This window comes from Paenibacillus zeirhizosphaerae, assembly GCF_030705605.1.
Classification (GTDB): Bacteria; Bacillota; Bacilli; order Paenibacillales; family Paenibacillaceae; genus Paenibacillus; species Paenibacillus zeirhizosphaerae.
Map to the genome: position 1 here is coordinate 16,159 of NZ_JAPCKK010000001.1, position 14,290 is coordinate 30,448.

The following is a 14,290-nucleotide window of genomic DNA, read 5'->3' on the forward strand; positions in this document are numbered from 1 at the left end:
ATTGCTTCAATCGCAGTACCGCTGGAGAATCGCGGAGCCTGATCGTTATGTAAGTGATGAACTGGCCCGTGAGCTGCAAGTTTCTCCTCTGCTGGCTTCACTGCTGGCCAATCGGGGAGTAGACACGCCTGAATTAGCAAGAAGCTTTTTACACGGCCGTGATGAATCGCTGCATGACCCGTTTTTGCTGTTGGGTATGGAGAAGGCGATCCCACGTATACGGGAGGCTCTTGAGCGTAAAGAGCATATACTGATCTACGGGGATTATGATGCGGACGGGGTGTCTAGTACAGCGCTTATGATTCATTTAATGAAACGTTTAGGAGCTTCATATGACATTTATATCCCTCATCGATCCAATGAAGGGTACGGTCTCCATAATCATGCTCTGGATTGGGCTCATCAGCAGGGAGTAAGTCTTGCCATTACGGTGGATACCGGAATCAGCGCGGTGGAGCAAATTGCATATGCCTCGGCACTCGGTATGGATGTGATTGTGACCGACCACCATGAGCCGCCGGCCGTGCTGCCGGAGGCTTATGCATTGATCAATCCGAAGCTTCCCGGATGTCCGTATCCGTTTAAAGGACTTGCCGGGGTTGGCGTAGCGCTGAAGCTGGCCCAAGCAATACTGGGAGAGGTTCCAGCAGAATGGTTCGAGATCGCGGCGATTGGAACGGTTGCTGATCTCATGCCGTTGCATGATGAAAACCGAACCATTGTCCGGCGCGGCATCGAGTCGATGAGAGCTTCTGCTTTTCCAGGGATCGAATCGCTGCTGCAAATAAGCGGGGTCGATATGGCCGCAGTCAGCTCCGTTAATATAGCGTTTGCGCTTGCCCCGCGCATTAATGCGAGCGGACGCCTGGATCATGCTGGACGGGCAGTGGCGCTTCTGACGACCGAAGATGCCGAGGAAGCGGACAAGCTTGCCCATGAGCTTGATCTACTGAATAAGGAACGCCAGCAGGTGGTCAACGATATCGTGCATCAGGCTGTTGATATGCTGGAAGCCAAAATGAACGGCTCCGGGCTGCCACCAGTGATTGTGCTGGCGGGGGAAGGATGGAACGTGGGTGTTGTCGGTATTGTGGCATCCAAGCTGCTCGAACGTTACTACCGGCCAACGATTATTTTAGATATGGACCCGGAGACCGGGAACTGTAAAGGCTCCGCCCGCTCGATTCCCGGCCTTGATATTTATGAGGCCCTGACCGATTGCAAAGAGCTGATGCACCACTTCGGCGGTCATCCTTCAGCCGCAGGAATGAGTCTTCATCGTGATGAGCTGGAGCTGTTTGAGCAGAGCCTCCATCGCTTCGCGACTGCTCGTTTGTTGCCTGAGCATTTCGTTCCGGTTGCCGAGGCGGATGCGGAGTGCAGATTAGGCGAGCTTAACGTAAGCGTGGCAGAGCAGCTTGAGCTGATGCAGCCGTTTGGTATGGCCAATCCGTCCCCACGCTTGGTGCTGCGTAAATTGCAGCTTCGTGAGGCCAGGAAAATGGGCAAGGAGAAAAATCACTTGAAGCTTGTTCTGGAGCAGGATGGCTCTACGCTGGATGTGGTCGCCTTCGGGCGCGGTGAGCTTGCTGATTTTCTGCAGCCTGGTTCCCTTGTGGATGTGCTTGGAGAGTTGTCCATCAACGAGTGGAACGGCAAGCGTTCACTGCAGCTCATGCTGCAGGATATCCAGATCACGGCTTCACAGGTATTTGATTTCCGTGGAGAAGCGAACCCGGTCGCCCTAATTGAACGTTATATACGCATCTTCCATCAGGCTAGTGCTGATCAGGCACCTGTGGCTGCGCTTGTTCATTCCACTTCGCCTTTTCGGAAGGCAGGTTCATTGAATGATGGCCGGATTTGGGTATATGATAAGACTGGCGGCATTTTACCGGAGAACGACTCAGCGGGTCTGATGCTTAAAGACACCGTACGCACTGTATTTCTGCTTGACCCTCCGGAGACTAAGGAACAATTCAATGCTCTGTGGATGACATTTCGCAGGGTGGAGAATATTGTTGTCATGCATTCGATAAATGGCTATCAGGGCCGTCTGGAAGCCCCGGACCGAGAGCAGTTTAAGCGCATTTATGTGCTGCTGAAGAAGATGGGACCAGGCCCGCTTGATGAAAAAACGATGCTTCCGGCATTAAGCCGGCAATGCTCGATTTCCATGAGAATGATGTCCAAAGTGCTGGAAGTGTTCGAAGAGCTCGGTTTTGTACATAGAGCGGGTGGGGAATTAAGCTTTGTCCCCAATCCGCCTAAAAAAGAGCTGACCGCTTCCCATCGATTTCATGAGCTAAACGAAACCGCCGAAATGGAGCGTTATCTGCTGGATGCAGAAACGTCCCAACTGGCCAGTTGGATGATGTCCAGGCTGAAAGGGGCTTCCTGAGCAGAACCGATTCAGTTCATTTCATAAAGATTTTTATTTCAGGTAGGAGGATTTATTTTGGACTACAAACAGTATATTCGTGTTATTCCTGATTTTCCGCAGCCGGGCATCAGCTTTAAGGACATTACTACGTTGATGAATCAGGGAGAGATTTACCGCAAAGCGATTGACGAGCTGAGAGCTATGGTATCGGATTTGAAAATCGATCTGATTGCCGGACCTGAAGCTAGAGGTTTTGTGATAGGCGCTCCTTTGGCTTATGCCTTGGGCGTGGGATTCGTTCCGATTCGCAAAAGCGGCAAGCTGCCGGGCGAAACGATTGAAACCGGTTATGACCTGGAGTACGGAGCAGATAAACTGGCCATGCATAAGGATGCCATTAAACCTGGACAAAATGTGCTGATCGCGGATGATCTGCTGGCAACCGGCGGTACAATCGCTACTTCTGTCAGCCTGGTTCGTCAGCTGGGTGGTAATGTGGCAGGGGCAGCCTTTTTGATCGAGCTTGCTGAGCTGAACGGTCGGGCCAAGCTGCCTGATGTGAACGTGTCTTCGTTGATTACGTATTAAAATAGAGTAGCTTTCATGCTGAGGGCCACTGTACATTCCCCGCTTTTCCCGGGAAATACTGTGCTTTGGCGGATAGAAAAAAAGCCATCGTTTTCCACAGCGGAAAACGATGGCTTTTTTCGTGTAGGATCAATCCGTTGCTTTTTCGTCAAGGGGCTTATCGCTTCTGTCATTGGATAAGCCAGTCACTTCAAACAGCTTGAACAGCAGGCTAAGCAGCATGCCCACAACAGTGGCCAAAGCCATTCCTTTCAATTCAACGCTTCCCAATGTCAGCTTGACACCGCTGATGCCTATAACCAGAACGAGCGTGGTTAACAGCATATTGGTCGCTTTGGAGAAATCAACTCTCTGTTCTACGAAGATACGCAATCCGGATGCGGCGATGACACCAAACAGCAGTAAGGATACGCCGCCCATGACCGGAGTCGGAATGTTGGCGATGATCGCTGAGAACGTGCCGGAAAAGGAGAGCAATATCGCAATAATGGCTGCACCCCCGATCACCCATACGGAATATACTTTGGTAAGAGCCATCACACCGATATTTTCCCCGTAGGTTGTATTTGGTGTTGAGCCTACAAAGCCGGACAGAATGGTTGATATTCCGTTGCCGAGCAGGGAGCGATGAAGCCCGGGGTCTTTGGACAAATCCTTGCCGACAATATTTCCGGTTACCAGCAGATGGCCGATATGCTCTACGATGACAACAAGAGCTACTGGCAGAATCGTCAAAATGGCTGTGAGATCCCAGGTAGGTGTTGTAACAGTCGGGAAATCAAGGAATTTTGCTGATGCAATATTTTCCGTATTCACCATCCCCATGGCGTAAGCGAGCAAATAACCGACAATAATGCCAAGCAGGATATGAATGATTTTGGCAAAGCCGCGGAACAGGACAGCTCCCAGCACGGTCACGGCCATCGTAACCACTGCAAGTGTTATACTCTTTGGATCGGGAGTCCAGGGTTGCGTTGGATTGGTGCTGATAAAACCGGCCATACCGGCCGCCGTTGGAACGAGCTCAAGGCCGATCAAGGCCACGATTGCACCCATGACAGCCGGAGGGAATACCACATCCAGCCATGCGGAGCCCGCAAATTTTACAATGAGAGCCACGATGCAAAAAACAACGCCAGTGACAATAAATGCGCTGAGCGCCATCGAATAACCCGATTCCGGGTTGGCGGCCAGCACCAAACCCACTGGAGCGAGGAAGGCAAAGCTGGAGCCGAGATAAGCAGGGATTTTACCGCGGCAGAGGAAAATATAAAGCAGGGTACCGATGCCGTTCATGAGCAGAATCATGCCTGGATCGACACCGAATATGTTCGGCACGAGCACAGTGCTACCGAACATCGCAAACAGGTGCTGAAGGCTGAGTAGGAACCCAGGGCCCAGCGAAAGCTTTTCTTGTACTTGAATTTCGCGCTGCAAAGCCATTTCACTCCTTAAGTGATACATAGTTGGCGGGAAAAAATCATAGCTTTAATCCTGCCTCTGGTCATTCTTATTTACATTAAAGACTTTCAACTTTTTTTTCAATATCAAATGATCCATTCATTCACTGATTTTCGTCATATATCCCCTTAATTAATCTTCATGCTCCGACAGTTGACGTTCCGGGCTGCAACCGTCATAATTATAGGAAATCACTTTTGGGGGAACCTGCACGAGCTATGTAAACCGTCGGGTTCCATTTTGTATAGAAAGGACACGGATAAGAGCAGAATGGGCATAGAGCAATTACTTGAAAGGGCTGGAGCCTATATCCGGGAACCCGATCTTCTCCGCATCCGGGAAGCATATGACTTCGCAGATCAGGCTCACCATGGCCAGACTCGTAAATCGGGTGAACCCTATATTCTTCACCCGCTGGCTGTAGCTGATATTGTCGTAAACATGCAGATGGATACAATTTCCATCATCGCGGCTCTTTTGCATGATGTGGTGGAGGATACGACGGTAGCGCTGGATGAGATCCGTGAACATTTTGGCGATACCTGCGCGATGCTGGTGGACGGACTCACGAAGCTCGAACGCATCCAGTTCCGCTCCAAGGAAGAGCAGCAGAATGAAAACTACCGCAAAATGTTCATTGCAATGGCCCAGGATATCAGGGTTATTGTCATTAAGCTTGCGGATCGTCTGCACAATATGCGAACGCTGAAATATCAGTCAGAGGAGAGCCAGCGCCGGATTTCTTATGAGACGTTGGAGATCTTCTGTCCTGTGGCGAACCGTCTCGGTATATCGGCCATCAAATGGGAGATGGAAGACATCGCTCTCCGTTATTTGAACCCGCAGCAGTATTACCGTATTGCTAATCTGATGCACAAAAAGCGGGCGGAACGGGAGCAATTTATAGAAAATGTTATCGCTAGGATTCGGGAAAAATTGGACGAAATGAGCATTCATGCCGATTTATCCGGACGTCCCAAGCACATATACAGCGTCTTTAAGAAAATGACGACCAAGAACAAGCAGTTTAACGAAATTTACGATCTGCTTGCTATTCGTATTATTGTCGACAACATCAAGGACTGCTATGCGACATTGGGTATTATCCACACGCTTTGGAAACCGATGCCTGGGCGTTTCAAGGATTACATTGCCATGCCTAAGGCCAATATGTACCAATCTCTGCATACGACTGTCGTGGGACCAAACGGTGAGCCTACCGAGGTGCAGATTCGTACCACGGAGATGCACCGGACGGCCGAATACGGTATTGCAGCCCACTGGGCATATAAAGAAGGCAGCAGCAACGGAAATGTGAATCCTGAAGATACCATCACTTTTTTTCGCGAAATTCTGGAGCTTCAGAACGAAACACAGGATGCTTCAGAATTCGTGGAATCGCTCAAAATGGACTTTTTCTCAGATCTGGTGTTTGTTTTTACACCCAAAGGAGAAGTTATCGAGCTGCCTGCCGGTTCGGTTCCGCTTGATTTTGCCTATCGGATTCATACAGAGGTCGGCAACCGGACGATTGGTTCAAAGGTTAACGGCCGCATCGTTCCGCTCGATTACCGTCTCAAAACCGGAGATATTGTCGAAATTATGACTTCCAAGCATTCGTATGGCCCGAGTCAGGACTGGTTGAAAATCGTACAGTCTTCTCATGCCCGCAGCAAAATCAAGCAATGGTTCAAGAAGGAAAAACGGGAAGAGAACGTGGAAAAAGGCCGGGAGAATCTGGAACGCGAGTTGAAGCGCCTTGGAATCGATCCTTCTGCCTGGATGACCGATGACAAGCTGCAGGAAGTAGCTCAGAAATTCGCTTTCAACGACACGGAGGACATGCTTTCGGCGATCGGCTTTGGCGGAATTACCGCTGCGCAGGTGTGCACACGCTTGACGGAGAAGCTGCGCAGAGAGAGAGAGCTGGAGGAAGCGAAGCAGCTTGAGCTGTCATCTGAGCTGAAAGAAATCAAACCGAACACTGAACGAAAAGGACGCCCGACCAATGGTGTCCGTGTTGAAGGAATCGACAATTTGCTGGTCCGTTTTGCACGCTGTTGTAATCCTGTGCCTGGGGACGATATCATCGGATACATCACAAGAGGACGTGGCGTTTCCGTACATCGCAGTGATTGTCCTAACATTCCGAGCAGCGGCGATGGGGAAGAACAGGCAAGGGTTATCGATGTTGAATGGGAAGAAGCGGTTGAAGCTAACTACAGTGTGGATATCGAAATTACGGGCCATGACCGCAATGGGTTGATGAATGAGGTGCTGCAGGCGATATCGGAGAGCAAGACCAATCTTGCAGCGATCACAGGCCGCTCCGACAAGAACAAGATGGCTATGATGCATCTGACTATTCTGATCCGCAACACGGAGCATCTGCATTCTGTCGTGGAACGGATCAAACGGGTGAAAGATGTGTATACCGTTCATCGGATTATGCAGTAACAGATTATTGGGCAAGAAACGGAGATTGTGACATGAGAATCGTCATTCAACGTTGCAAAAAAGCGGAGGTTGCCGTTGAGGGTACGGTTGTAGGACAGATCGCCGAAGGTCTTATGATTCTCGTTGGTGTCACACACGAGGATACGGAGAAGGATGCCCTGTACCTGGCCGACAAAGCAGCCGACCTTCGCATTTTTGAGGATGAAGCGGGGAAAATGAATTACAGTGTGCTGGAGGCCGGAGGTGCTGTGCTTTCCGTGTCCCAATTCACGCTTTACGGAGATTGCCGTAAAGGGAGAAGACCTAACTTTATGGCAGCCGCTAAACCGGAGATCGCTGAAGGCCTCTATGAAGTATTTAACCGCCGTCTGCGCGAGCGGGGCTTGACCGTGGACACGGGCAGGTTCGGAGCGATGATGGATGTGTCCCTGACGAATTGGGGGCCTGTAACGATGATCTTGGACAGCCGCAGTGAATGAAAGAAATTCAAATTCACAATAGGTTAACGGCAATTACGTCCGTAGACCTGATCCTATTGGATCGGGTCTACGGACGTTTTGTGCTTAATAAGCTGCTTTTGTTGGGGACAAGCTAATAGCTGCATCTAAATCGAGGGCAGGAGAGTGAACATCCATGCGGCAAGCTCCGAAGGAAGCGGGTACTAGAAGTGTCGCGATCCTTTTTCCGGGAACCAGGAATGAGGCGGTCAGCATCATGAAGGCGGAGGAGAAGTCGTCAGAATTCTGCGTATTCGGCATGGGGCGTGAAACGGGTGGAAACCTTCCCAGAAGACGGCGAGCACAACTGTATTAAATATGGGCAGCAAGTAGGAGCTATCGAAAGATCCGTGAGCATCCATGTTAGACATGACGAAATTTCGGGTAATAACGCACATGAATATTTTACTGGAAAGGAGTTTTGCATACATTTGCATACATGAGTAAAGTAGCTTTTCTATGAGGAGGGTTTGACATGCCAAAACAAATTCAAGCCTATTTTAAGACCGAGGATGAGGCGGAAGGAGCTAGAACCTCTCTGCAAGCGTATCGTACAGAGCATTTGGAGGTAGGACAGCTGGAAGGCACGCTTGGACGAGACAGACGCTTGTTGATTCCCTTCGTAACGTACAACACAGGCGGTTCCATCAACACGGGAGGTGCTACAGGCGCTGTCGCAACCGGTACGGGCTATGGCAACCATATCGCACCGGTTGTATCGGACAGGGAGGATGAAGGAGTACGAAAGAGTGATTCAGCTAATACACCAGGTATGCTGGATGCAGCGGACGTGTTCTCTTCAGAGGATAATGCCAACCTGCAGTACGTGCTGTCAGCGAAGGTGGAGGATGCCGATGTTGAGGAAATTGTCCATAAGCTGCGTGCCAACCATGCCTATGTGGAACGATTCGACGATTAAAGCAAGCCACAGCCCAACAAATATCGTCAAAATAACCGCTGTAATACAATTGTAACATTAGAAACATAATCCCTTAATATTGCGTGTATATAATAAGACCATGACCCCCTTTAATATATCCTTTATGGACCTGCGGACCGTTTCCGCAGGTTTTTTTTGTCCAGAATACCCAATTTTCTTATGATTAGTGAAAGTACGTCGATAGATGTTTTTCTTACATAGAATGATACACCATCTTGACTTTAACACGCCGGTTCATTAAAATCAGGAAATAATAATCTGCATAATGATTTGATGACGGGACCAAGTAATCCGAACCCACAAGCGCAGAGAGGAGCTTCCAGGCTGTAAGAGCTCCCTTGATGAGCGGACGAATGACTTCCCTGAGAACAGACGGCGAACATCCGTGTCACTTGCTATGGTGGCGGAGGTTAGTAGCCGTGCTGCGCGGCACGGGCGTTATACGTTGAGCGGATATGGGCTTATTTTTTTCAGCCAAGCGGCATATTCCGGAATGTGGGTGGTACCACGGGTGATGTTATTAAATGCAATCTCTCGTCCCTGTTATTGAACAGGGAGGGAGATTTTTTGTTTACTCACTGATGAAAAAATGGAGGAATGATGGCATGGCTTTTCAAAAACCGACGGGTACGCAGGACCTGATTCCTGGTATTGTGGAAAAGTGGCAGTTTGTCGAAGACAAAGCGCGGGATATATGTCGCCGTTTTAACTACCGGGAAATCCGTACTCCGATGTTCGAACAGACGGAGCTGTTCATCCGCGGTGTAGGCGAGACGACGGATGTTGTAGAGAAAGAAATGTACACGTTTAAGGATAAGGGTGATCGCAGCTTGACGCTTCGTCCGGAAGGTACGGCCGGTGTGGTGCGCTCTTACGTGGAGAACAAGCTGTATGGTGAGCCGGATGTAACCAAGCTGTATTATATCGGTCCGATGTTCCGCTACGAGCGGCCTCAAGCCGGACGCCAGCGGCAGTTCCATCAATTCGGCGTGGAGGCATTCGGAGCCATTGACCCGGCGATTGATGCGGAAGCCATTGCCCTGAGTTATCAATTTTGCCTGGACCTAGGATTGAAGGGCGTGCAAGTAGAGTTGAATTCCGTCGGCAACCCGGCCAGTCGGGCCGCATACCGTCAGAAGCTGCTGGATTTCCTGAATCCGCTGCGCGATACGCTGTGTAAGGACTGCCAAGCCCGGATGGACCGTAACCCGCTGCGTGTGCTGGATTGTAAGGTGGATCAGGACAAGTTTACAGATGCGCCGTCTATTCTCGACAGTCTGGATGAGGAATGCACCGTGCATTTTCAAAAGCTACAGCAGTATCTGACAGATATGGGAGTTGAATATAAGCTGAATTCTCGGCTCGTGCGTGGTCTTGATTACTATACGATGACTGCCTTCGAGCTCAAAGCCGAAGGCATAGGCGCGATTGATACGATTGGCGGCGGTGGCAGATATAACGGCCTTGTCAGCGAGCTTGGAGGACCGGATCAGCCGGGAATCGGCTTCGGCATCGGGTTGGAGCGCATTCAGCTCATTCTGGAGCACCAGTCTGTCGGACTTGAGGCGGTTAAACCGCTGGATGTATATCTGGTGGCTCTCGGGGAGGCCGCTGACCGTGAAGTAACAAAGCAGCTCTTTAAGTTGCGCCAAGCAGGCTTTTCTGCAGAACGGGATTACCTGGGGCGCAAGATGAAGGCGCAGATGAAATCGGCCGACCGCTTCCGTGTCCGTTATACCGCAATTCTCGGGGATGATGAGTTGGAACGCGGGGAGATTGCTTTAAAGGCAATGGACAGCGGTGAGCAGCGTACGGTCCGTCTCGATAATCTAGTCAACGAATTGGAACCACAATCGTAACACAGCAGTTGAAATCAAAATGGAAAAGGGGATATGAGCATGAAAAGGACTCATCATTGTGGAGAGCTGACCACAGCCAACATCGGAGAAACCGTCGTCCTGAACGGATGGGTGCAGACGCGCCGTGACCTGGGAGGCGTACTGTTTATCGATTTTCGTGACCGCAGTGGAATCGTGCAAATCGTGTTTAACCCTGCTTATTCGGGAGAGGCGCTGAAGGTGGCGGACCGTGTCCGCAGTGAATATGTGCTTGAGGTCAAAGGTGAAGTTGTACAGCGTGACCCTGAAACGGTGAATCCGAATCTGCCTACAGGGCAGATCGAGGTCCGCATTACCGAGATTGAGGTGCTGAACGCAGCCAAAACTCCTCCGTTCTTCATTGAGGACGGAGTGGAAGTAGACGAATCGCTCCGCCTGAAATATCGCTATCTGGACCTGCGCCGTCCCGAAATGCACCAGACACTGAAGCTGCGTTCCAAAGCAGCCAAGATATTCCGTGACTTCCTGGATGGAGAGGACTTTATCGAGGTAGAGACACCAATATTGACGAAGAGCAGCCCGGAAGGGGCGCGGGATTATCTGCTGCCGAGTCGTGTGCATGAGGGCGAATTTTTCGCGCTGCCGCAATCGCCGCAAATTTACAAGCAGCTCCTGATGGTGGGCGGTCTTGAGCGCTACTATCAAATTGCTCGCTGCTTCCGTGATGAGGACTTGCGCGCAGACCGTCAACCGGAATTCACACAGGTCGACATCGAAACCTCCTTCATGCAGCAGGATGATCTGCTGGGCATGATGGAGCAGTTGATGGTGAAGCTGTTCCGTGAGACGATTGGCGTGGAGCTCGAGACGCCGTTCCAGCGTATCACCCATGCGGAAGCAATGGGCAAATACGGCTCCGATAAGCCGGATCTTCGCTTCGGCCTGGAACTCGTGGAGATGAACGATTTGCTGGCGAACAGTGGTGTCAAGGTATTTTCCTCCATTATTGAGAAAGGCGGAGAAGTGAAGGTACTGAACGCCAAGGGCTGCGGAACCTGGACGCGCAAGGAGATTGATGATCTCGGACCTTATGCCGCGCGTTACGGCGCAAAGGGACTGGCCTGGATTCAGGTGAAAGACGGCGAGTTCAAAGGGCCAATCGTGAAGTTCTTTACGCCGGAGGAGATTGAAGCGGTAAGAGAACGCACCGGTGCTGAAGAGGGCGACCTGCTGCTCTTCTCGGCAGACAGCAAAAAAGTGGTCGCAGACGTCCTTGGCGCGCTTCGTCTTAAAATCGGCCGTCAGCTTGGTCTGATCGATGACAGCAAATTCAAGTTTGTATGGGTGGTGGACTTCCCGCTGCTTGGATACGACGAAGAGCAAAAACGTTATGTAGCGGAGCATCATCCGTTCACACGTCCGAAGCAAGAGGACATGGAATTCTTCGACACAGATCCGGGCAAAATCCGCGCGATGGCTTATGACATTGTCCTGAACGGGTACGAGGTGGGCGGCGGCTCCATGCGGATCTATAAGCGGGATGTGCAGGAGAAAATGTTCAAGGCGATCGGCTTGTCCCCTGAAGAAGCCAACGAGAAATTTGGCTACCTGCTGGATGCCTTTGAATATGGCACACCGCCGCATGGCGGCATTGCGTTTGGCTTCGACCGTCTGGTCATGCTGCTGGCGGGACGCACGAATCTGCGTGAAACGATCGCGTTCCCGAAAACGGCAAGCGCAACCGACCTGCTGATGAACGCGCCGTCCGAGGTGGATTCCAGCCAGTTGGAGCAACTGCATATTCGTCTGGCGCCGAAGCCTGCAAGCACGAAAGCATAAAACCGTGAACCCGTTATCCCTGAGATAATGGGTTCATGCCTTGTTCGGCTTTCGGTTTTTTCCGCATCTATACACAACATGTTATAAGGAGGTACTGGGTATGCTGCATCAATTTTCCCGCACGGAATTGGCTATCGGCCCTGAGGGCCTGGAAAAGATGAAGAATAGCACGGTGGCCGTGCTCGGCATCGGCGGTGTCGGCTCCATAGCCGTTGAAGCATTGGCGCGTACGGGCATCGGGCGCATCATCCTGATTGATAAGGATGTTGTGGATATTACGAACATTAACCGGCAGATCCATGCCCTGACGACAACCGTCGGTCAAAAGAAAGCGGATTTGATGGTTGAACGTGTGAAGCTGATCAACCCGGAGTGCGAAGCGATCGCACTAAATATGTTTTACACAGAAGAGACATATGAGGAGTTGTTCAAATACAAACTTGATTATGTGGTCGATGCTTCTGATACAATCATTTACAAAATCCATCTGATAAAGGAATGTCTTAAACGGAACATTCCGATCATTTCCAGCATGGGAGCAGCCAATAAAATGGACCCGACCAAGTTCCAGGTTGCGGACATTTCCAAAACGTCCATGGACCCGATCGCACGGGTGATTCGCACCAAGCTGCGCAAAGATGGGATCAAAAAGGGTGTTAAAGTCGTGTTCTCTACAGAAGAGCCGATGAAGCCCCGTCAGGATGTGACACAGCGGATTGTGCCCGAGAACGCGCCTGAGATTCGCAAAGCCAAGCAGCCGCCTGCCAGCAATGCCTTTGTTCCTCCGGTAGCAGGGCTGATTATGGTGAGCGTTGTGGTTAAAGAACTGCTTGCTGTGGGAAAATAGAAGTACAAGTAGCAACGCGAGCGCAAGCTCAAGAGAAAATGACGAAAGGCCTGCGAAGCCTCCGAATAGGCTCGCAGGCCTTTTACCCTTAGACTACTCAACAGATGTGGAGGCAATACGTTTATGAATAAGGGATTCTTATCCCGCAGCCTAGGGCTGAAGCCCGGGGATCTATGGAAAAAGGAAGTCGCGGCAGGACTGATTTCATATTTCTCGGTCGTATATATTGTGCTGGTGAATGCAACCATTCTCTCGGACGCGGGGATGCCGCTGCAGGGAGCCATGCTGGCTACGCTGCTTACTTCCGCTGCAGGCTGCCTGCTGATGGCGTTTGGCGGCAAGTCGCCGATTGTGGTCGTGCCTGGGATGGGCATCAACGCTTTTTTCACCTATACACTGGTGCATTCGATGAAGCTGAGCTGGCAGGAAGCCTTGACCGTTGTTTCGATTACCGGCATCCTGTTTGCCATAGTGGCGTTTACATCCTTGTACCGGACCATTAGCGAGGCTATTCCGCACAACCTGCAGCATGGCATTACCGTAGGGATCGGGCTGTTCCTGACCTTTATCGGGCTGCAAAAGAGCGGAATCGTCATCGCCCACCAAACAACGTTTGTCGCAATCGGGCATTTCAGCGATCCAGGGGTAATCACGGCCTGTATGACGCTGATGCTGGCGCTGGTTCTTTTTATCCGCAGAGTACAAGGTGGACTGCTGATCAGCATGCTGGCAGGAACCGCCCTGGCTTACGTGCTGGGAGCCGTGCATCCGCAAGGCATGGCGAAGAGCGAAAATACGGTTCAGCAGTTCGGAGAGCTTTTTGCGCATCTTACGTTGTCCGGCTTCGTATCTCTCGCTTTCTGGATTGCTGTGTTTCTGCTGCTGCTGATCGTCGTTTTTGAAAATATCGGTCTCATCGCAGGTCAGACGGGAATGATTGGCAGACCGGAGACCTTTAAGGGCAGCTTGAGGGCTCTGGCAGTCAGCAACATCCTGGCCGGGGTGTTCGGGAGCAGTCCAACAGTTGCCGCAGCGGAGTCTACGGCGGGGATCGCCGCTGGCGGAAGGACAGGCATGACCCCGCTGGTCACCGCGCTGATGTTCGGGCTGACCTTCTTCTTCATCCCTATGCTGACATATATCCCTGACAGCGCGATTGCACCCGTGCTGATTATCATCGGAGGGCTCATGGTACAGAATGTGCGCGAAATGGATTTTTCCAGCTTCACCGACGCATTTCCTGCATTTTTGATTATGGTGATGATTCCTTTCACCTACAGCATCGTGGATGGAATGGCCTTTGGCTTCATTGCATACCCGCTCGCCAAGCTGGCTGCAGGTAAGGGCAGGGACGTTCCGCGTGTATTGTACGTCATTTCCCTGCTGTTTATTGCCAATTTTGTGCTGCATGCCAATCTGTGAGCGGGTGTGTAGATCCGG

The 14,290-nt window shown here is 51.1% G+C and carries 11 protein-coding genes; 10 read left to right on the forward strand and 1 reads right to left on the reverse strand.

Going from position 1 to position 14,290, the window contains the following annotated elements:
• Window position 1 precedes the first annotated feature (1 nt).
• Together recJ and OIN60_RS00150 are read left to right on the forward strand one after the other, a co-directional pair.
• A complete protein-coding gene (gene recJ, locus OIN60_RS00145) occupies window positions 2-2,401 on the forward strand; it encodes a single-stranded-DNA-specific exonuclease RecJ (protein WP_305752842.1) in 2,400 nt (799 codons plus the stop codon).
• Window positions 2,402-2,458: 57 nt separating this feature from the next.
• Window positions 2,459-2,971 carry an adenine phosphoribosyltransferase gene (locus OIN60_RS00150; protein WP_305752843.1) on the forward strand — a complete coding sequence of 171 codons (513 nt, stop codon included), beginning with the start codon at window positions 2,459-2,461 and terminating at the stop codon, window positions 2,969-2,971.
• Window positions 2,972-3,100: 129 nt separating this feature from the next.
• On the opposite strand, the gene uraA is transcribed toward OIN60_RS00150, so the two are convergent.
• Complete coding sequence (uraA, locus tag OIN60_RS00155) at window positions 3,101-4,408, reverse strand: uracil permease (protein WP_305752844.1); 1,308 nt, start codon at window positions 4,406-4,408, stop codon at window positions 3,101-3,103.
• A 294-nt stretch (window positions 4,409-4,702) separates the two neighbouring features.
• On the opposite strand from uraA, the gene OIN60_RS00160 reads away from it, so the two are divergent.
• From OIN60_RS00160 to OIN60_RS00195, 8 genes are all read left to right on the forward strand, one after another.
• Window positions 4,703-6,889 carry a RelA/SpoT family protein gene (locus OIN60_RS00160; RefSeq protein ID WP_305752845.1) on the forward strand — a complete coding sequence of 729 codons (2,187 nt, stop codon included), beginning with the start codon at window positions 4,703-4,705 and terminating at the stop codon, window positions 6,887-6,889.
• Window positions 6,890-6,921: 32 nt separating this feature from the next.
• Window positions 6,922-7,368 carry a D-aminoacyl-tRNA deacylase gene (gene dtd / locus OIN60_RS00165; RefSeq protein ID WP_305752846.1) on the forward strand — a complete coding sequence of 149 codons (447 nt, stop codon included), beginning with the start codon at window positions 6,922-6,924 and terminating at the stop codon, window positions 7,366-7,368.
• A gap of 154 nt (window positions 7,369-7,522) precedes the next feature.
• Complete coding sequence (locus OIN60_RS00170) at window positions 7,523-7,702, forward strand: hypothetical protein (protein WP_305752847.1); 180 nt, start codon at window positions 7,523-7,525, stop codon at window positions 7,700-7,702.
• A gap of 159 nt (window positions 7,703-7,861) precedes the next feature.
• Entirely contained in the window at window positions 7,862-8,305 is a 444-nt protein-coding gene (locus tag OIN60_RS00175) for a hypothetical protein (protein ID WP_305752848.1), read from the forward strand.
• A gap of 626 nt (window positions 8,306-8,931) precedes the next feature.
• Complete coding sequence (hisS, locus tag OIN60_RS00180; RefSeq protein WP_305752849.1) at window positions 8,932-10,185, forward strand: histidine--tRNA ligase; 1,254 nt, start codon at window positions 8,932-8,934, stop codon at window positions 10,183-10,185.
• Window positions 10,186-10,224: 39 nt separating this feature from the next.
• Window positions 10,225-12,003 carry an aspartate--tRNA ligase gene (gene aspS, locus OIN60_RS00185; protein WP_305752850.1) on the forward strand — a complete coding sequence of 593 codons (1,779 nt, stop codon included), beginning with the start codon at window positions 10,225-10,227 and terminating at the stop codon, window positions 12,001-12,003.
• A 100-nt stretch (window positions 12,004-12,103) separates the two neighbouring features.
• Window positions 12,104-12,850 carry a tRNA threonylcarbamoyladenosine dehydratase gene (locus OIN60_RS00190; RefSeq protein ID WP_305752851.1) on the forward strand — a complete coding sequence of 249 codons (747 nt, stop codon included), beginning with the start codon at window positions 12,104-12,106 and terminating at the stop codon, window positions 12,848-12,850.
• A 123-nt stretch (window positions 12,851-12,973) separates the two neighbouring features.
• Window positions 12,974-14,272 carry an NCS2 family permease gene (locus tag OIN60_RS00195; RefSeq protein WP_305752852.1) on the forward strand — a complete coding sequence of 433 codons (1,299 nt, stop codon included), beginning with the start codon at window positions 12,974-12,976 and terminating at the stop codon, window positions 14,270-14,272.
• Window positions 14,273-14,290 lie beyond the last annotated feature (18 nt).

Bases quoted from the DNA above. Each gene is read 5' to 3' on its own strand.
- OIN60_RS00160 (WP_305752845.1), top strand. From the start codon at position 4,703: ATGGGCATAGAGCAATTACTTGAAAGGGCTGGAGCCTATATCCGGGAA.
- dtd (WP_305752846.1), top strand. From the start codon at position 6,922: ATGAGAATCGTCATTCAACGTTGCAAAAAAGCGGAGGTTGCCGTTGAG.
- OIN60_RS00170 (WP_305752847.1), top strand. From the start codon at position 7,523: ATGCGGCAAGCTCCGAAGGAAGCGGGTACTAGAAGTGTCGCGATCCTT.
- OIN60_RS00175 (WP_305752848.1), top strand. From the start codon at position 7,862: ATGCCAAAACAAATTCAAGCCTATTTTAAGACCGAGGATGAGGCGGAA.
- hisS (WP_305752849.1), top strand. From the start codon at position 8,932: ATGGCTTTTCAAAAACCGACGGGTACGCAGGACCTGATTCCTGGTATT.
- aspS (WP_305752850.1), top strand. From the start codon at position 10,225: ATGAAAAGGACTCATCATTGTGGAGAGCTGACCACAGCCAACATCGGA.
- OIN60_RS00190 (WP_305752851.1), top strand. From the start codon at position 12,104: ATGCTGCATCAATTTTCCCGCACGGAATTGGCTATCGGCCCTGAGGGC.
- OIN60_RS00195 (WP_305752852.1), top strand. From the start codon at position 12,974: ATGAATAAGGGATTCTTATCCCGCAGCCTAGGGCTGAAGCCCGGGGAT.